Here is a 17,828-nt window from a genome sequence, read left to right on the forward strand (position 1 = left end):
CGAGTCGCCCCCACCCGGGGGCGCGGATCGAAACTGGACCACGCAGGGCGACGTCACGACCGCGCGTCGCGTCGCCCCCACCCGGGGGCCGTCGATGCCGTATCTTCCCCTGCACGCCCCCCTACCGCAGGCCCCGCGCCGTCAGCCAGTCGCGCACCTGCGCGGCGGCGGGGGAAAGCGGTCGATCCCTGGGCCAGACCACATGGAAGGCCTTGCCGGTCCGCAGCGCATCGCCGCTCAGCCGGACAAGGACCCCCTTGGCGACCAGCCGGTCGACCAGGTGGTGCCAGCCAAGCGCGATCCCCTGGCCTTCGATCACCGACTGGATGACCAGAACGTAATCGTTGATCTGCAAGCCCCGTGGCACCCGCCTGCCCGCGATGCCTTGCGCCGCAAACCACTCCGCCCAGGTCGTCGCGGTACGGAACGGTTCCTCAAGATGGATCAGGCGGTGCGACAGGACATCCTCGGCCGTCACGGGCCGGTCGAACTGGGTCAGATAGCTTGGCCCCGCGACGGGATAGATCACCTCGGGCGCCAGAACCGCCGAGGCGTATTGGGGCCAGTCCTCCGGGTCGCCGCCGCGGATGCCCAGGGACGCGCCCTCGCCCCGCAGGTCAAGATCGCGGTCGGCCGTCTGGATGCGCAGGTCGATGTCGGGAAGGTCCTCACGGAAGGCCTGCATGCGCGGCACCATCCAGAACGCCGCGAAGGCTGTCGAACAGGCCAGCGTCACATGGCTGCCGGTCGCGACCGCCCGCAAGCTTTGGGCCGAACGCTGGATATGCGACAGGCCAAGCGAGACATCGGCGTGAAACTTTTCCCCCGCCTCCGACAGCCGCACGCGGCGGTGTTCGCGCAGGAAAAGCGGCACGCCCAGTTGGTCCTCCAGCCGCGCGATGGCATAGGACACCGCCGCCTGCGTCATCTTCAGCTCCCGCCCCGCGGCACTGAAGCTCATCAGCCGACCGGCGGCTTCGAACACGATCAGGGCGTTGACGGAGGGAACAAGGCGGCGCAGCGTATCCATGAATTCTCCTTATCAAGTCCATGAAACTTTTCCAGCGTTACTTGCGGCTGAACACGCCCTACCCTACCCGCTGATTTATGGAGGGGACCATGACGGCCGAAGCAGCACTCGCAACATCCGGGGCGACAACCAAACGCGGCGGCCGGGGCGCGCGGCGCGAACGCCGGTCGCAAGGCGCGCAGGATCAGGGGCGGCCCTATATCGTCCGCAACATTCCCACCTATGATATCCTCTCCGAGGAAAGCCTTGAGAAGATCGAGCAAACCGCCGAACGCATCCTCGCCGAAATCGGGATCGAACTGCGCGACGATGCCGAGGCGATGGAACTTTACCGCAAGGCCGGCGCCAAGGTCACCGCGAAGGCCGACGACATCTGGACGCTGAGCTTTGAGCCGGGAATGCTGCGCGAGATCCTCAAGACCGCCCCGGCAGAGTTCACCCAGCACGCCCGCAACCCTGCGAACAACGTCCAGATCGGCGGCAGGAACGTGGTTTTCGCGCCCTCTTACGGGTCGCCCTTCGTGATGGACCTCGATCAGGGCCGCCGCTACGGCACGATCGAGGATTTCCGCAACTTCGTGAAGCTTGCCCAGTCCTCGCCCTGGCTGCACCATTCCGGCGGCACGGTGTGTGAGCCGACGGACGTTGCCGTGAACAAGCGCCATCTGGACATGGTCTATGCCCATATGCGCTATTCCGACCGCGCCTTCCTTGGGTCGATCACCGCAGCCGAACGCGCCGCCGACAGTGTAGAGATGTGCCGCATCCTTTTCGGCGCCGATTTTGTCGATCAGAACTGCGTCATCATGGGCAACTTCAACACAACCTCGCCGCTGGTGCTGGACGGTGTGACGACGGCCGGTATCCGCACCTATGCCGCCGCCGGTCAGGGCTCCATCCACCTGCCTTTCCTGCTGGGCGGTGCGGTGTCGCCGCTGACCATGGCGGGATCGGTGGCGCAGGGGCTGGCGGAATCCCTGGCCTCCTGCGCGCTGACACAGCTTGTGCGGCCGGGCGCGCCTGCCATTCTGGCCAGCTTCTTCTCCTCCATGTCGCTCAGGACCGGCTCACCCACCTTCGGGACGCCGGAACCCGCCATCGGATCGCTGGTGATGGGGCAACTGGCGCGGCGGCTGAACCTGCCACTGCGCTGCGCGGGGAATTTCAGCACCTCGAAACTGCCCGACGGGCAGGCGATGCAGCAATCCATGATGTCGATGATGTCGGCGATCCAGGGCGGAACCAACTATGTCCTGCACTCCGCCGGGTTCCTCGACGGGCTTTTGTCGATGTCCTATGAGAAGATGGTCATGGACATGGACATGTGCGGCGCGCTTCACGCCTATCTCGACGGGATGGAGGTGAACGACGACACGCTGGGCTTTGACGCGCTCGCGGAACTTGGGCCGGGGCAACACCTCTTCTCCACCCAGCACACGCTGCGCCATTATGAGACGGCCTATTGGGAAAGCACCCTGAACGACGACCAGCCCTGGGAAACGTGGAGCGAAAAGGGCACCTTCGATTCCGCCCTGCGCGCGAACCTTCAGTGGAAAAAGACCCTGGCCGAGTATGAGGCCCCCGCGATGGACGAAGGCACCGATGAGGCGTTGCAGGACTTCATCGCCCGCCGCAAGGCGTCCGTGCCGGACATGTGGTACTGACCCCACCCGGCCGAGCCGACATTGAAACGTCGTCCCAGGGCGCGCCGTGACGGGCGCGCCCTTGACTTATGCATTTGTCGTGATAAGTAAGTGACTGCTCACTTACTGAATGCCGACGATGAGAAAACCCGCAGACCTCAGAAAGGCCGAGATCGTGGCGAAGGTCATTGATCTGGCCGACCGCATCGGGCCGGACCGTGTCACCACCGGGGCCGTGGCCAAGGCGGTCGGGGTGACGCAGGCGGCCCTTTTTCGGCACTTTCCCACGAAAGCGGACATGTGGGGCGCGACCGCCGATCATGTGGCCGAAACGCTCTCTGCCGCCTGGGCGGAGGCGCTGGCGCAATCGGACGACCCCGTCACACGGCTGAAAGCGCTTGTCACCGCGCAGCTGGACCGGATCGCGGCGTCGCCCGCCCTGCCGATGCTGCTCTTCTCGCGCGAATTGAACGTCGAGAATGCCGACCTGCGCGCGGCCTTTCGCAACCTCCTCACCGCCTTTCACGGCCATATCGTGCGCGAGGCCGACGCGGCCCAGCACCGCCACCTGCTGCGGGACGACGTTCTGGCGGCGGATATTGCGGTGCTGCTGTCCTCACTGGTGCAGGGCGTCGCGATCCGCTGGTCCCTGGGCGCGCGTGGGTTCCCCCTGCGGGATGAGGGTCTGCGCCTGCTTGATGTTCAGCTTCACCTGCTTGCGGCAAGGAAGGATTAGACCATGCGGAAATCCCTGATCTATGGCGCGGTTGCCGTCCTGGCCCTTGGTGCCGGGGCGCTGTTTCTGACCGAACGGCCGCTTGAGGTAAGCGTTGTCAGCCCCGAAACCGATGTGCCGCTGCGCATCTACGGCCTTGGCACGGTCGAGGCGCGCATCCTGTCGCGCGTGGGCTTCGAGGTCGGCGCGACGCTTGAAACGCTGGACGTTGACGCGGGCGATACCGTGCGCAAGGGGCAGGAGCTTGCCGTCCTGCATCAGGGCGAACAGGAAGCGCGCGTACTGCGCGCCCGTGCCGCCGTTGCCGCCAGCACCGCGAGCCTGGCCAAATCCACGGCGGCGCTGGACCGGGCGCAGGCGGTTCTGGCACAGCGCGTGGCGGCGAATGACCGGCAAAAGGCGCTGGCCCGGCAGGATGTCGCCTCCGCCCAGCGGGCGGAAGAGGCGCAGCGTGACGAAGACGTCGCCCGCGCCGACCTTGCCGTCGCCCATGCCGATCTGGCGGTCATCAAGGCACAGGGCGAAGATGCCGCCGCCGCACTGATGATGGAGGAAACGCTTCTGGCCCATCACCGGCTGAAGGCACCCTATGACGCGACCGTCGTCGCCCGCCATGTCGAACCCGGCACCGTCGTCAGGGCCGGCGATCCGATCTTTACCCTGATCGCCCCCGAAACCGTCTGGATTCAGGCCTATATCGACGAAGAGCGCGCCGGTCAGCTTGCCCTTGGCCAGCCGGGGACGATCCGCCTGCGGTCCCAACCGGCAGGGGAATTCCATGGCACCGTCGCCCGGATCGGTCTGGAAAGCGACCGCGTGAACGAAGAACGCCGTGTCTGGCTGACCTGCACCGACTGCCCGCAGCCGATGTATCTGGGCGAACAGGCCGAGGTCCGCATCCTGACCGGCACCCGCGACCGGGCGCTGATGGTGCCGGAACTTGCCATCGACGGCTTCGACGGGCATCGCGGCACGGTCTGGATCGTTCAGGACGGCCGCCTTGGCCGCGCCGGTCTGTCCTTTGGCGCGCGCGACGACAGGGGCCGGGTCGAGGTGACGGCGGGCCTGCCCGACGGGGCAGAGATCGTCGCGATGCCGCCCAAGGGCGCGGATACGGGGCGGCTGGCCCGGATCGGAACCGCGCCATGAACCTCGCCCTGAAAGACATCCGCCACGGGCTTTTCCGCTTTATCCTGACCTGTTTCGGTCTTGGCCTTCTGATGACGGTCGTCCTTGCGATGATCGGGATCTATAACGGCCTCGTCTCTGACGCGCTGGCGGTGGTAAAGGCCCCCGCCGTCGACATGTGGGTGGTGGAATCCGGCACCCAGGGCCCCTTTGCCGAGGCGTCCTCCATCCCCGCCGACACCCGCGATGCGGTGGCGCGGATGCCCGGCGTGGCCGAGGCGGGCGCGATCAATTACCAGACGGTCGAGGCGACCCATGGCGGCAAGACCCTGCGCCTTTACGTCATCGGATATGAGACCGGGCGCCCCGGCGGGCCGCTGCGCATCGCCGAAGGCCGCGCCATCGGCACCAGCCATTTCGAACTGGTCGCCGACCGCAAGACCGGCCTCACCCCCGGCGACACGATCCGGCTGGGGCGCAACCGCTTTACCGTCGTGGGCCTTGTCGAAGGCGCGATGAACTCCGGCGGCGATCCGGCCGTCTTCATGACGCTGTCCGACGCGATGGGCCTTCAGACCGAACTGTCCCCCGCCGATCAGCGGGTGCAGGCCGCGCGCGGGGCGAACCCGGTCAAATCCGCCTCGGTCGCGGCCATCATCGTCCGTGTCAAACCCGGCGCCGATGTCGACCTTCTGACCGCCACGCTGCGCCAGTGGAAACACCTCTCCGCGCTCACGCAGGCGGATCAGGAAACCATCCTTCTCGCCTCGGTCGTGGACAAGGCGCGGCGCCAGATCGGCCTTTTCCTCGGCATTCTCCTGTCGGTCTCGGCCGTGGTGATCGCGCTTATCATCTACACGATGACGATGGAAAAGCTGAAGCAGATCGCGACGCTGAAGCTGATCGGCGCGCCCGATCGCACCATCATCGGGCTGATCGTGCAGCAGGCGCTTCTTCTGGGCATGTCGGGCTGGGGGATCGGGCTGGCGCTGATCCTGCTGGTCAAGGACAATTTCCCGCGCCGGGTGGTTCTTGAGCCCTTCAACGCGATGGTGCTGGCGGGCATCATCGTCGTGGTCTGCCTTGCCGCCTCCGCACTTGGGGTGCGGGCGGCGATGAAGGTCGATCCCGCCACCGCGTTGGGGAGCTAGGCCATGGCGCTGGGGGATCTTCTGGTCGACGTCGCGGGCGTGGCCAAGCATTTCGGCGAGGGGGAGACGCGCGTCGATGCGCTCCGCTCCGTCGATCTTCAGGTCCATGCCGGTGAGGTGATCGCCCTTCTCGGCCCCTCGGGATCGGGCAAGACGACGCTGCTGAACATCATCGGCTGCATCCTTGCCCCGTCCGCCGGTCGGGTCGCGCTGGATGGCGAAACGGTCTTCGACGGCAAATGGCTGCGCGGCGATCTCAGGCGGCTTAGGCTCGAAAAGATCGGTTTCATCTTTCAGGCGCATAACCTCCTGCCCTTCCTGACGGCGGAGGAGAATGTCTCGGTCGTTCTCGACCTTGCGGGCAAATCGCCCGCCGAGGGCCGCGCCCGGTCGCGCGAGCTGCTCGACTATCTTGAGGTCGGCCACCGCGCCCCGGTGAAGCCCGCGCTTCTTTCGGGCGGGGAGGCGCAGCGCGTCGCCATCGCGCGGGCGCTGGCCAACCGCCCCCGGATCATTCTGGCGGATGAGCCGACCGCCGCGCTCGACAGCAAGCGCGCGCAACTGGTGATGGACCTTCTGCGCAAGCTGGCGGTGGAACAGGAGGCCTGCATCATCACCGTCACCCATGACGAAAAGATCTTTGACCGTTTCGACCGTCTGATCCACCTGCGCGACGGCCGTTTGAGCGACGATTAAAGCGTTTCGGGTTCTCGTTGGAAACCAGGCATCAGAATTCGAGCGAAACAAGTTTGAATTCTGAGTCAGTGTAAACCCGAAATGCTATAACCCCGCGCGGCGCTCAGGACGGGGTGCGGTGTTGGCCCCGCCATCGACCGCAACGCGCAGAGGGTGAAGACCGCCCAGCCAAGGCACCAAAGCGCCGCCGGAACGCTCAGCGCCACCGGCGTGGCGGACAAAATCAGCCGTAACAGGGTCGAAATCATGACCAGTGCGAAGGCCAGCGCCAGCCCCGCGCCCACGCGCAAGGCCCCCGGCGCGCGGCGCATATAGGCCCGCGCCATCACCGCCAGGATCATGCCGCCCATCAGCCCCATGGTCAGCGCATGCAACCCGGTCGGCAGGGGAAGGCCCGCAAGCGCATCCGGCAGGATCAGCCCCGCCCCGGTCAGGGTCAGCCCGACCGGCAGCCACACCCAGGCGAGGACCAGCATCAGCAGATCGCCCTGCCCCCCGGCCAGCCCCGCCGCCAGCGGCCAGCGCCCCATCCGCGCCGCCTGCCCGGCAGCGGCGGCCAGCAGCAGCCCGCCGGTCACGCTGTCCCCGACCCCGGCAAGATGGCCGACCAGCGCAAGCGCCAGGACGGCGTCCGCGAGCCGCGCCATTGCGGGCAAGGCCCCCCGCTGCAGCGGCGTGGCCTGCGCGGCGCGGGACGCAAGGAAGGCCGGCACGATCCGGCCGCCGACCACCGCCACGATCAGCGCCATGGCCAGCGCAGCGGCCAACCCGTCACCGCCCAGCCGCAGCCCGACGCCGACCGCAAGCAAACCAACCGGCGCCAGCGCGATCGGCAACCGCCGCCAGAGCCGCGCCGACAGGACCGGGATCAGAAGGGAAAGGGCAAGGGCCACCGGATAGGCCGCGATCCCCAGCAGCACCAGCGCCCCGTCACCCGGCTGCGCCGCCGCGATGCGCCCCGCGATCCATGCCAGCACCAGCGCCTGCACCGCCCGCCGCCCCGGACCCTTCGCCCCCGCCCCCGCCTGTTTCAGCCAATGGGGCAGCGCGGTCAGCAGATAGCCCCCCATGGCCGCCCCGGCAAAGCCAAGGATCAGCTCCTGCCGGTGCCAGCCGACCGGATCGTCCGACAGGTCGGGGATGAGCCAGACCAAAGGCACCAGCACCGCCCAGACCGCCGCCATCAGAAACAGCGGCAGATGCGGCGCGCCCCAAAAGCCCTTATCCGGCGCCGCGCTCAGCCTGCCACCTCGAACCGCGGGAACAGGACCGCGTTTTCCAGATGGATATGCGCCACCAGATCCTCGGTCAGCTTGCGAAGGCCGGTGTAAAGCGCCGTCCAGGACCGGCAGGCACCCTCGGGCAAGGTCAGGGAATGGGTCACATGTTCCACCGCGCGCAGCATGTCGGTCGTGGTGTCATGCTCATGGCGCATCGCGGCGATGGGATGCACGATCATCGGATGCCCGCCCTGCCGCATCATCGGGAAGAGGACCTGCTCTTCCTTGGCCATATGGCTTTCCAGATCGTCGCGCAGCGCGATCAGCGCCTTTGTCAGGCCCAGCGGCGCCGCGTCGTGATCGCCATGCACCGTCTCGACCTTCTGGGCCAGCGGGATCAACCAGTCCAGTTCCTCGCGATGCGTCTCGTGATAGCGCGACAGGATATGGTCGATCAGCGGAACGGTCTCCTCCGGCGCGTCGCGACCGGCGGCGGCTGACAGCGCGCGCAATTCGGCCAGCAGGTCCCCGGCCGCGATCCCGGCCTTCGCGGCCGCCTCGGACAGTGACAGCTTGCCGCCGCAACAAAAGCTGATGCCGGCGCGGCGAAAGACCTCGGCCGCGCCGGGCAGGTCCGAGGCGATGTCGCCGACGATGGCGGTGGGTGCAAGATCGGTCATGGTGCGTTTCCTTCGCTTGGGTCCCAGGCGCGCGCAGCCGGGGCGGCAAGATGCAGAAGATCGACGGCGCGCGCGGCGATCTGGGCGATGATCTGCGCCGTGGTTTCGGGGCGCAGGTAGAAGGCGGGAACCGGGGGCATGACGACCGCCCCCATCTCGGTCGCGGCGGTCATGTTGCGCAGATGGGCCAGCGTCAGCGGCGCCTCGCGCGCCAGAAGGATCAGCGGCCGCCGCTCCTTCAACTGGACGGATGCCGCGCGGGTCAGAAGCGTGTCGTCAAGACCATGGGCAATGGCCGAAAGGCTGCGCATCGAACAGGGCGCGACAATCATGCCGCTGACGGGGTAGGATCCGCTGGCGATGCTGGCGCCCAGATCGGTCACGGCATGCACCCGCGCCGCCAGTGCCGTCAGCGCGTCCACCGCGCCCGGCCCGACCTCAAGCGCCAGCGTGCGTTCGGCCATGGTGGACAGGACAAGCTCCACCTCCGCCCCCTGCCCCGTCAGGACCCGCGCGCAATCCAGCGCGAGCGCGGCGCCAGAGGCCCCCGAAACGCCAAGAACGACGCGCGGCCTCATGGCAGAACCCCGCGAAGGAGGCTTTCCGCCCGCGCCACATGCGCCGGGTCAAGCGCCATCACCTGCCCCCAGTCGCGGACCGTCTCCGCCCCGATCTTGGTGGTGGCGTCGATGCCCATCTTGCCCGCCAGCCCCTCGTGCGGGCTGGCGAAGTCGAGGTAATCCATTGGCGTGCCGTCCAGCAGCATCACGTCGCGCGCAGCATCCATCCGCGTCGCCATCGCCCAGGCGATATCGTCCCAGTTGCGCGGGTCGATGTCGCGGTCGACGACGATGATCGTCTTGGTATAGCTGAACTGCGCCAGCATCCCCCAAAGCGCCATCATCACCCGTCGCGCCTGACCGGGATAGCGCTTGTCGATCTGCACCACCGCCATGCGGTAGGAACAGGCCGCGGGCGGCAGCCAGAGGTCGGTCACCTCGGGGATCTGCGCCCGTATCATCGGCAGGGCGAGCGTGTTGAACACCTCACCAATGACCGATGGCTCATCGGGCGGGCGGCCGGTGACGGTGGTCAGGTAGATCGGGTCGCGGCGATGGGTGATCGCACTCAGCCGCATGACCGGAAACGGCTCTACCGCGTTGTAATAGCCGGTATGGTCGCCGAACGGCCCCTCCGGCGCGACCTCACCGGGATGGACCCAGCCTTCCAGGATGATCTCCGCATTGGCAGGGACCAGAAGCGGCACCGTGGTGGCGGGCGCAAGCTCGGCCCGCGCGCCGCGCAGGACACCGGAAAAGGCCATCTCAGATACAGTTTCCGGCAGGGGAAGGGCTGCCGCCAGCAAGGTGGCGGGATCGGCGCCAAGCGCGATGGCGACCGGCATCGGTTCGCTCGCCCGCGCCCATGTCCGGTGATGCGCAGCACCCCCGCGATGGGCCAGCCAGCGCAGGATCAGCCGGTCGGGGGACAGGACCTGCGCGCGGTAGATGCCCAGATTGTAGCGCCCGGTCTGGCGCGCCTCGGACCCGTGCGGGCGGGTCACGACCACGGGCCAGGTCAGGAGCGGCCCGGCGTCACCCGGCCAGGGGATCTGCGCCGGGATCAGCGACATATCCGCCGGGGCCGCCCGTTCCTGCGCCACGCCCCGGCGCAACACCTTGGGCCGGGTTTGCAGCGCCGCCCGCAACATCGGCCATTTCGACAGCGCGTCGCGCATCCCCTCGACCGGGGGCGGATTGCGCAGGGCGGCAAGGAACTCCCCGAACCCCGGCACCTCACCCGGCGCAAGGCCAAGCCCCGCCGCCACCCGCGCGGGCGTCCCGAAAAGGTTCGCGATGACCGGCATCCCGGCGCGCTGGCCATCCCTGCGGGCCGCATCGAAGCGCAGGACCGGCCCCCCGGCGCGCAACGTGGCCAGTTGCACCGCCGTCATCTCGTGCCGCAGATCGACCGGCGCCGAAAGCCGCGCCAGATCGCCCGCCGCCTCGGCCCAGCCGAGAAAGGCGCGGAGATCGTCGAAGACAGGAAGGCTGCGCATCGGGGAAGGTCCTTTTCTGCCCCGATAGCGCCCCCAAAGCCCGAACAAATTGACTAATGTCAATACCGACCCCGGCGCCTTCGCCTATGGATGGGGTATCCGTATCGGGACCGATCCATGACTGCACCCCTGCCGCGTCTGCCGCGCCCCCTGCGGCTGGCCGCCCTGCCGCTTCCCCTGCCGCCGCTCAGCCTGTTTCTGGGCGCCGTGACCCGCCGCATGGTGAAATCCCACCCGGAGATGACCCGGCGCCTGGGCGACTATGGCGGGCATCGGTTCCTGATCGACCCGTTGGACCTGCCCTGGCTCTTGCTGCTGCATCCCGCCGATGCCGCCATGACGGCCCATCGCCGCGCCCGCCCGCCCGCGCATGACGCGCGAATCGCGGGGCCGCTGTCGGCCTTCCTCGCCATGATGCACGGGGCCGAGGATGGCGATGCGCTCTTCTTCTCGCGCGATCTGACGGTCGAGGGCGACACCGCCGCCGTGCTGGCGCTGCGCAACGCCATCGACGATGCCGAACTGGACCTGGCCGAGGAACTCGCCACTCTTTCCGGCCCGCTCGCCACGCCCTTGCGCGGGCTTTTGACCGGGGCCGAACGCGCGACCGGCCTGACGCTGCACCGCATGACCCGGCTGGACGATTTCGCATGATGGAACTGGTCTGCCCCGCCGGCACCCCCGCCGCGCTGCGCGCCGCTGTCGAGGCGGGCGCCCATGCCGTCTATTGCGGCTTTGCCGACGAAACCAACGCCCGCAACTTCCCCGGCCTGAACTTCACGCCCGAGGATATGGCCGAGGCGGTCACCTTCGCCCATGCGCGCGGCGCGAAGGTTCTGGTCGCGATCAACACCTTCCCGCGCGCGGGCGCCGAACCGCTCTGGCACCGCGCGCTGGCCAATGCCGAGGCCGCCGGGGCCGATGCGGTGATCCTTGCCGACATCGGCCTTCTGGCCCACGCGGCCGACCGTCACCCCGCGCTCCGCCGCCATCTTTCAGTGCAGGCCGCCGCCGCCAATCCCGATGCGATCAACCTTTACGCCAGCGCTTTCGGCGTGCGCCGCGTGGTCCTGCCGCGCGTCCTGACGGTGCAGGAAATCGCCGCCATCAACCGCGAGATCGACGTCGAAACCGAGGTCTTCGTCTTTGGCGGTCTTTGCGTGATGGCCGAGGGGCGCTGTTCGCTGTCCTCCTACGCCACCGGGAAATCGCCCAACATGAACGGCGTCTGTTCACCGGCGAGCCATGTCGCCTATGCCGAGGAAGGCCGCGATCTTGCTGCCCGTCTTGGCGGTTTCACCATCCACCGCACGCCAAAAGGCGCCCCCGCGCCCTACCCCACGCTCTGCAAGGGCTGCTTCACCTCCGACGGCCAGACCGGCCATATCTTCGAGGACCCGGTCAGCCTTGATGCCACGCAACTGATCCCCGAACTCGCCAAGGCAGGCGTGTCGGCCCTCAAGATCGAGGGGCGCCAGCGCAGCCGCGCCTATGTCGCGCAGGTCGTGCGCGCCTTCCGCGCGGCGGTCGAGGCGCAGGCAGCAGGCCGGCCCATGCCCGAAACCATGCTGGCGCGGCTGACCGAGGGGCAGAAGGCCACCACCGGCGCCTATGCCAAGACCTGGAGGTGACGGCATGGACCTGACAGTCGGCCCGAATTTCTTCTTCTGGGAAGCAGAGACGATCCGCGCCTTCTACCGCGACCTTGCCGCCAGCCCGGTCGCGCGGGTGTCCCTGGGCGAACTCGTCTGTTCCAAGCGCCTGCCCTTCTGGCGCGACGAGATCCCGGCGGCGGTGGAGGCGTTGCAGACCGCCGGGAAAGAGGTCGCGCTGACCTCGCTGGCGCTTGTCACGCTGAAACGCGAACGCAAGCTGACCGCCGATCTGATGGACCTGGACCTGCCGGTCGAGGTGAACGACCTTTCCGCGCTGATCCACATCCCTGAGGGGCAGGCCTTCTGGGTCGGACCGCTGGTCAATGTCTATAACGAAGGCACGCTGCGCTGGCTGATCCGGCGCGGCGCGCGGCGCATCTGCCTGCCGCCGGAACTGACGCTCGATTCGGTCGCCGTTCTGGCGCAGGCGGGCCGCGACGAAGGCGTCCCGGTCGAGGTCTGGGGCCATGGCCGCCTGCCACTGGCGATCTCCGCGCGCTGCTATCACGCGCGGCTCCATGACCGGGCCAAGGACAGCTGCCAGTTCGTCTGTGGCGAGGACCCGGACGGCCGTGATGTCGGCACGCTGGACGGCCAGAGGTTCCTGACCGTGAACGGTGTCCAGACCCTGAGCCAGTCCACCGCCAGCATGGCGCTGAAGGTCGAGGATCTGCAAGGCGCGGGCGTCTCCGCCCTGAGACTGTCGCCCCAGTCACGCGATTTCGCCGCGATCTGCGGCGCCTATGCGGACCGTCTGTCGGGCAAGATCTCCGGCGCCGACCTTGCGGCGATGCTGCGCCCGATGGTGCCGGGCGGCACGCTTTCGGACGGCTTCCTCTCCGGCCCCGCAGGCGCGGCATGGTCGGGTGAGGGAACAGCCGCGCCCCGCTAAAGCGTTTCGGGTTTTCGTTGAGAACGCAAGTATCAGAATTCGAACTTATTTCGTTCGAATTCTGATTCAACATAAACCCGAAATGCTATAGGCGGCCCGGCACAACCGGCGGAGCTTTTTCCCGTCGCGCCTATCCCCCGCCACGAGACTATGGCACACTCCCCCCATCGTGATCAGCCGCCAAGCCTGACTTTGGTCAAGGCGGCAGCGCCCTGCGCAGGGGTAGGTGCGTGCGAGTGAACTGAAACATCCACGGATCGTCGGATACCAGATGCAGCGGCCAGCACATATTGGCGGAAAGGGATCGCCACGCAGCCGCGTGACCCCTGCCCCTGCGATCCGCGCGCAGGGCATCGTCCTTGTGATCCTGATGGCCGTCGCGCTGCTGCTGTCGGGCATGGCGGCGGCCGCGCCCTTCGCCAAAACGCCCGACGGCACCGCCTTTGTGATCTGCGCCGAGGGTGGCTCTGCCACCATCATCCTCGATCAGGACGGCAACCCCGTCACGCCGATGAAGGATTGCGCCAACTGCCCCGATTGTCTGGCCCCGACCGCGCTTCTGACGTCCCCGTCGCGCGGCCTGCCCGTGCGCCACGCGACCTTCCACACGGTTCAGGCGCGGGTGAACACCCTCACCCTGCCCGCCCGTCCCCACCTTCGCCCCGAAACCCGAGGCCCTCCACCCGCGGCCCGTGAACGTCTTGATATGGCCCTGACCGGCAAAACCGCCGACATCGCCACCAAGGACGATCACGGGATGCAACGCTTTTGCGGGCGGACCCAACCGACAGCCCGCACATGATGATTTTCCGCCTCTTCCTTTCGCTTGTCTTCATGGTCTTCGCGGCCATTTCCGCAGCCGCAGAGCCTGTTCTGGCAAAGTACCTAGCCGATACCGCCCCTGCCGAACTGGTCGCCGAAGCCGATGCCTTTGGCGCGATTCGCGACGACGTGCCGGTGGCCCCCGTCCTGAAGGGCGGCGAGACGATCGGCTGGGCCTTCATCACCTCCGATTTCGTGTCGACCACGGGCTATTCGGGCAAGCCCATTCACACGATGGTCGCCGTCGACAAGGACGCCAAGGTCATCGGCGTCCAGCTTGTCAAACACTCCGAACCCATCGTCCTGATCGGCATTCCCGACGCCAAGATGAAGGCGCTGGCCGCCGATTACGCCGGGCTTGACCTTGTCGCCGAGGCGGAATCGGGCGGCACCTCCCACGATCTCGACATCATTTCGGGCGCGACGGTCACGGTGATGGTGATCGACGATTCCATCGTCCGCGCCGGGTTGAAGGTGGCCCGCGCGCTTGGCCTTGGCGGGCTGGCCGTCGCGGCGCCCGACAGCGGCCCGAAATTCGAACTGAACCCCGATGCCGAGGCCGCACCCGACTGGATGACGCTTGAAGGCGATGGCACGCTGCGGCGCCTCGCGCTTGACGTCGGGCAGGTCAATGCCGCCTTCGAGGCGCTTGGCGACCCGCGTGCCACCGAACGCGCGCTGACCGAGGCGCCCGAGACGACGTTTATCGAGATGCAGGCGGCACTGGTTTCGCAGCCCGCCATCGCCAGGGCGCTTCTGGGCGAGGCCACGGCAAAGAACCTTTCCACCTGGCTGAAAGAGGGCGAAAACGCCATCGCCATCGTCGGGCGCGGCCTTTATAGCTTCAAGGGCTCGGGCTATGTGCGCGGCGGCATCTTCGACCGGATCGTGCTGATCCAGGACGACGTGTCGGTCCGTTTCCGCGACCGGATGCACAAGCGTATCGTGTCGCTTGCCGCCGAGGGCGCGCCCGCCTTCACCGAGGCCGATCTGTTCAAGATCCCCGCCGACAGCGGGTTCGACCCCTCCAAACCCTTCCGCATCCAGCTTCTGGTGCAGCGAGAGGTCGGGCCGATCGAAAAGCTCTTCACCACCTTCGATCTGGGCTATCAACTGCCGGAAAAATACCTGCGCGCCGTGGCCGTCGCCCCTGCTCCCGCGGCACCCGACGCTGCCGCCGAGGTCGCCAATCAGGATGAGGCCGCCGCCCATCAGGCGCTTTGGAAACGGATCTGGCAGGACAAGAAACCCGCCATCACCGTCACCGCCGGGCTGCTACTGGTGCTGACGGGCGTCTTCTTCTTCCAGGGCTTCGCGACGCGGAATGCGCGGCTCTTCTTCTGGTTCCGCATGACCTACCTGACGGTCGTGCTGGTCTATCTTGGCTGGTATGCCAACGCGCAGCTCTCTGTCGTCAACCTGATGGCGCTGTTCGGGGCCTTCGTCAGCGGCTTCAGCTGGCAGGCCTTCCTGCTTGACCCGCTGACCTTCATCCTCTGGTTCGCGGTCGCGGCGGCGCTTCTGTTCTGGGGGCGCGGGGCCTATTGCGGCTGGCTTTGCCCGTTCGGCGCGCTTCAGGAACTGACCAACCGCATCGCCCGCGCACTGCATGTGCCGCAATGGACCCTGCCCTGGGGCCTGCACGAACGCCTCTGGCCGGTCAAGTACATGATCTTCCTTGGCCTTTTCGGCGTCTCGCTGATGAGCATCGAGCAGGCGGAACATCTGGCCGAGGTGGAACCGTTCAAGACCGCCATCGTGTTGAAATTCGTCCGCGCCTGGCCCTTCGTGGCCTATGCGGCGGCGCTTTTGATGGCGGGTCTGTTCGTTGAACGCTTCTACTGCCGCTATCTCTGCCCGCTGGGGGCCGCGCTGGCGATCCCCGCGCGGCTGCGCATGTTCGACTGGCTGAAGCGCTACCGCGAATGCGGCAACCCCTGCCAGTCCTGCGCCAACCAATGCCCCGTTCAGGCGATCCACCCCACGGGTGAGATCAACCCGAACGAATGCGTCAACTGCCTGCATTGCCAGGTTCTCTATCAATCCAAGACCATCTGCCCGGTCGTCATCAAGAAGATGAAGCGCCGCGATACCGTGGGCTCGGCTGCGCCGCGCGACCTGACCGGGCATCCCAACTCACCCAAATCCCAACCTGCTGAATGAAAGGACACATCATGTCTGAGGGATCGAAGACCGGCATCACGCGACGCGGAATGCTTGGCGCCACTGCGGGCAGCGCCGCCCTTGCCGGGGCGCTCGGAGGACGCGCACTGGTGACCGGCGGTGCCATTGGCGCGGCGACGCTTGCCGGAACCACGGCAGCCCGCGCGGCCGAGGCAACGAATGTCGAGCCGGGCCAGCTTGACGAATATTACGGCTTCTGGTCCTCGGGCCAGACCGGCGAGATGCGCATCCTCGGCATCCCGTCGATGCGCGAACTGATGCGCGTTCCGGTGTTCAACATCGATTCCGCGACCGGCTGGGGTATCACCAACGAATCGCGCAAGATCCTGACCGAGGGTCTGACCGAGAAGACGAAGAAGTTCCTTGCCGCCAACGGGCTGGAATTCCCGCGCAACGGCGATTTGCACCACGTCCACATGTCCTTCACCGAAGGCCGCTACGACGGGCGCTTCCTGTTCATGAACGACAAGGCCAACACGCGCGTCGCGCGGGTGCGCTGCGACGTGATGAAAACCGACAAGATCATCGAGATCCCGAACGCCAAGGGCATCCACGGCCTGCGCCCGCAGAAATGGCCGCGCACCAACTATGTCTTCGCCAATGGCGAGGATGAGGTGCCGATGGTCAATGACGGCAAGATCCTTGACGATCCGGCGCAGTATGTGAACTTCTACACCGCCATCAACGCCGACGACATGACCGTCGCCTGGCAGGTCATGGTGACCGGCAACCTCGACAACACCGATGCCGATTATGAGGGCAAATATGCCTTCTCGACCTCCTACAACTCGGAAATGGGGATGACGCTGGCCGATATGACGGCCGCCGACATGGACCATGTCGTCGTCTACAACATCGCCGAGATCGAAAAGGGGATCGAGGCGGGCGACTTCATCGAGCTGAACGGCGTCAAGGTGATCGACGGCCGGAAAGGTTCCGAAAAGAACTATGTCCGCTACATCCCGGTGCCGAACAACCCGCACGGCTGCAACATGGCGCCGGACAAGGTTCACCTCTGCATCGGCGGCAAGCTGTCGCCCACCGTCTCGGTGATCGACGTCACCAAGCTTGAGGACGTGTTCTACAACGGCGCCGACCCGCGGTCCGTCGTCGTGGCCGAACCGGAACTGGGCCTTGGCCCCCTACACACCTGCTTCGACGGTCAGGGGCGTGCCTATACGACGCTCTTCCTCGACAGTCAGGTGGTGGTCTGGGACATCGAGAAGGCAATCAAGGCCTATGCCGGCGAACAGGTCGACCCGATCGTCACCAAGGCGGACGTTCACTACCAGCCCGGCCACAACTCCACCGCCGAGGGGGAGACGCTGGACGCGTCGGCGAAGTTCTACATCACGATGAACAAGTTCTCGAAGGACCGCTTCCTGAACGTCGGCCCGCTGAAGCCCGAGAATGAGCAGGTCTTCCTGATCGACGGCGACAAGCTGACGCTGGTGCATGACGGCCCGACCTTCGCCGAACCGCATGACTCGATCATCGTGCATGCCTCGAAGGTGAACCCGCTCTCGGTCTGGGACCGTCAGGACCGCATGTGGGCCGAAACCCGCAAGCAGGCCGAGGCGGACGGCGTCGATCTGGACGATTACCAGGACACCGTCATCCGCGACGGCAACAAGGTGCGCGTCTATATGTCGAGCCAGGCGCCGCAATTCGCCATCGAAAGCTTTACCGTGAAGGAAGGCGATGAGGTGACGGTCTGCGTCACCAACCTTGACGACATCGACGACCTCACCCACGGCTTCACCATGGGCAACCATGGCGTCGCGATGGAAATCGGGCCGCAGGCGACAAGCTCCGTCACCTTCATCGCGGGCCAGCCGGGCGTTTACTGGTACTATTGCCAGTGGTTCTGCCACGCACTCCACATGGAGATGCGCGGCCGGATGTTCGTCGAACCGCGGAACGCCTGACACG

General features: G+C 66.8%; 16 protein-coding genes. 11 read left to right on the forward strand and 5 right to left on the reverse strand.

Annotated features, from left to right (window positions below; translation table 11 throughout):
* Positions 1-121: 121 nt before the first annotated feature.
* Positions 122-1,030 carry a LysR substrate-binding domain-containing protein gene (locus LX70_RS13585; RefSeq protein ID WP_105515339.1) on the reverse strand — a complete coding sequence of 303 codons (909 nt, stop codon included), beginning with the start codon at positions 1,028-1,030 and terminating at the stop codon, positions 122-124.
* A gap of 89 nt (positions 1,031-1,119) precedes the next feature.
* Between LX70_RS13585 and LX70_RS13590 the strand changes: the two genes are divergently transcribed.
* From LX70_RS13590 to LX70_RS13610, 5 genes are all read left to right on the forward strand, one after another.
* Positions 1,120-2,694 carry a trimethylamine methyltransferase family protein gene (locus LX70_RS13590; RefSeq protein ID WP_105515545.1) on the forward strand — a complete coding sequence of 525 codons (1,575 nt, stop codon included), beginning with the start codon at positions 1,120-1,122 and terminating at the stop codon, positions 2,692-2,694.
* A gap of 118 nt (positions 2,695-2,812) precedes the next feature.
* Positions 2,813-3,409 (forward strand): TetR/AcrR family transcriptional regulator, encoded by a 597-nt coding sequence (locus tag LX70_RS13595; RefSeq protein ID WP_105515546.1) that lies wholly within the window; start codon positions 2,813-2,815, stop codon positions 3,407-3,409.
* Positions 3,410-3,412: 3 nt separating this feature from the next.
* Positions 3,413-4,558, forward strand: coding sequence for an efflux RND transporter periplasmic adaptor subunit (locus tag LX70_RS13600; protein WP_105515340.1), 1,146 nt, complete (start codon positions 3,413-3,415; stop codon positions 4,556-4,558).
* Positions 4,555-5,688 (forward strand): ABC transporter permease, encoded by a 1,134-nt coding sequence (locus LX70_RS13605; protein ID WP_105515341.1) that lies wholly within the window; start codon positions 4,555-4,557, stop codon positions 5,686-5,688. Before LX70_RS13600 ends, LX70_RS13605 begins: the two co-directional genes overlap by 4 nt.
* A 3-nt stretch (positions 5,689-5,691) precedes the next feature.
* Entirely contained in the window at positions 5,692-6,384 is a 693-nt protein-coding gene (locus LX70_RS13610; RefSeq protein ID WP_105515342.1) for an ABC transporter ATP-binding protein, read from the forward strand.
* 65 nt (positions 6,385-6,449) lie between these two features.
* Here the strand turns inward: LX70_RS13610 and LX70_RS13615 are convergent, their stop codons facing one another.
* Genes LX70_RS13615 through LX70_RS13630 form a run of 4 tightly spaced genes read right to left on the reverse strand, consistent with a single transcriptional unit; the run spans position 6,450 to position 10,343 of the window.
* Complete coding sequence (locus tag LX70_RS13615; protein ID WP_342747707.1) at positions 6,450-7,736, reverse strand: NnrS family protein; 1,287 nt, start codon at positions 7,734-7,736, stop codon at positions 6,450-6,452.
* Positions 7,622-8,284, reverse strand: coding sequence for an iron-sulfur cluster repair di-iron protein (gene ric / locus LX70_RS13620; protein WP_105515344.1), 663 nt, complete (start codon positions 8,282-8,284; stop codon positions 7,622-7,624). The genes LX70_RS13615 and ric overlap by 115 nt, the downstream gene beginning before the upstream one ends.
* Positions 8,281-8,862, reverse strand: coding sequence for a UbiX family flavin prenyltransferase (locus tag LX70_RS13625; protein WP_105515345.1), 582 nt, complete (start codon positions 8,860-8,862; stop codon positions 8,281-8,283). Before LX70_RS13625 ends, ric begins: the two co-directional genes overlap by 4 nt.
* Entirely contained in the window at positions 8,859-10,343 is a 1,485-nt protein-coding gene (locus LX70_RS13630; protein ID WP_105515346.1) for a UbiD family decarboxylase, read from the reverse strand. The genes LX70_RS13625 and LX70_RS13630 overlap by 4 nt, the downstream gene beginning before the upstream one ends.
* 117 nt (positions 10,344-10,460) lie before the next feature.
* Here LX70_RS13630 and ubiT point away from each other — a divergent pair, with 117 nt between their 5' ends.
* The 6 genes from ubiT to nosZ all read left to right on the forward strand — a co-directional run bounded on the left by ubiT (position 10,461) and on the right by nosZ (position 17,824).
* Positions 10,461-10,997 (forward strand): ubiquinone anaerobic biosynthesis accessory factor UbiT, encoded by a 537-nt coding sequence (ubiT, locus tag LX70_RS13635; RefSeq protein ID WP_105515347.1) that lies wholly within the window; start codon positions 10,461-10,463, stop codon positions 10,995-10,997.
* Positions 10,997-11,974, forward strand: a complete 978-nt coding sequence (ubiU, locus tag LX70_RS13640; RefSeq protein ID WP_105515547.1) for a ubiquinone anaerobic biosynthesis protein UbiU — start codon at positions 10,997-10,999, stop codon at positions 11,972-11,974. The genes ubiT and ubiU overlap by 1 nt, the downstream gene beginning before the upstream one ends.
* 4 nt (positions 11,975-11,978) lie before the next feature.
* Positions 11,979-12,890 carry a ubiquinone anaerobic biosynthesis protein UbiV gene (gene ubiV, locus LX70_RS13645; protein ID WP_105515348.1) on the forward strand — a complete coding sequence of 304 codons (912 nt, stop codon included), beginning with the start codon at positions 11,979-11,981 and terminating at the stop codon, positions 12,888-12,890.
* Positions 12,891-13,209: 319 nt separating this feature from the next.
* The gene (locus tag LX70_RS13650; protein WP_105515349.1) at positions 13,210-13,692 is read left to right on the forward strand and encodes a DUF2946 family protein; all 483 of its coding nucleotides are present in this window, start codon (positions 13,210-13,212) and stop codon (positions 13,690-13,692) included.
* A complete protein-coding gene (locus tag LX70_RS13655; protein WP_105515350.1) occupies positions 13,689-15,875 on the forward strand; it encodes a NosR/NirI family protein in 2,187 nt (728 codons plus the stop codon). Before LX70_RS13650 ends, LX70_RS13655 begins: the two co-directional genes overlap by 4 nt.
* Before the next feature lie 11 nt (positions 15,876-15,886).
* On the forward strand, positions 15,887-17,824 hold the full coding sequence (gene nosZ, locus LX70_RS13660; RefSeq protein ID WP_105515548.1) for a TAT-dependent nitrous-oxide reductase: 1,938 nt from the start codon (positions 15,887-15,889) through the stop codon (positions 17,822-17,824).
* Positions 17,825-17,828: the final 4 nt, after the last annotated feature.

Origin of the sequence: Albidovulum denitrificans (genome assembly GCF_002973535.1) — a bacterium.
Classification (GTDB): Bacteria; Pseudomonadota; Alphaproteobacteria; order Rhodobacterales; family Rhodobacteraceae; genus Albidovulum; species Albidovulum denitrificans.

Bases quoted from the DNA above. Each gene is read 5' to 3' on its own strand.
- LX70_RS13585 (WP_105515339.1), bottom strand. From the start codon at position 1,030: ATGGATACGCTGCGCCGCCTTGTTCCCTCCGTCAACGCCCTGATCGTG.
- LX70_RS13590 (WP_105515545.1), top strand. From the start codon at position 1,120: ATGACGGCCGAAGCAGCACTCGCAACATCCGGGGCGACAACCAAACGC.
- LX70_RS13595 (WP_105515546.1), top strand. From the start codon at position 2,813: ATGAGAAAACCCGCAGACCTCAGAAAGGCCGAGATCGTGGCGAAGGTC.
- LX70_RS13600 (WP_105515340.1), top strand. From the start codon at position 3,413: ATGCGGAAATCCCTGATCTATGGCGCGGTTGCCGTCCTGGCCCTTGGT.
- LX70_RS13605 (WP_105515341.1), top strand. From the start codon at position 4,555: ATGAACCTCGCCCTGAAAGACATCCGCCACGGGCTTTTCCGCTTTATC.
- LX70_RS13610 (WP_105515342.1), top strand. From the start codon at position 5,692: ATGGCGCTGGGGGATCTTCTGGTCGACGTCGCGGGCGTGGCCAAGCAT.
- ric (WP_105515344.1), bottom strand. From the start codon at position 8,284: ATGACCGATCTTGCACCCACCGCCATCGTCGGCGACATCGCCTCGGAC.
- LX70_RS13625 (WP_105515345.1), bottom strand. From the start codon at position 8,862: ATGAGGCCGCGCGTCGTTCTTGGCGTTTCGGGGGCCTCTGGCGCCGCG.
- LX70_RS13630 (WP_105515346.1), bottom strand. From the start codon at position 10,343: ATGCGCAGCCTTCCTGTCTTCGACGATCTCCGCGCCTTTCTCGGCTGG.
- ubiT (WP_105515347.1), top strand. From the start codon at position 10,461: ATGACTGCACCCCTGCCGCGTCTGCCGCGCCCCCTGCGGCTGGCCGCC.
- ubiU (WP_105515547.1), top strand. From the start codon at position 10,997: ATGGAACTGGTCTGCCCCGCCGGCACCCCCGCCGCGCTGCGCGCCGCT.
- ubiV (WP_105515348.1), top strand. From the start codon at position 11,979: ATGGACCTGACAGTCGGCCCGAATTTCTTCTTCTGGGAAGCAGAGACG.
- LX70_RS13655 (WP_105515350.1), top strand. From the start codon at position 13,689: ATGATGATTTTCCGCCTCTTCCTTTCGCTTGTCTTCATGGTCTTCGCG.
- nosZ (WP_105515548.1), top strand. From the start codon at position 15,887: ATGTCTGAGGGATCGAAGACCGGCATCACGCGACGCGGAATGCTTGGC.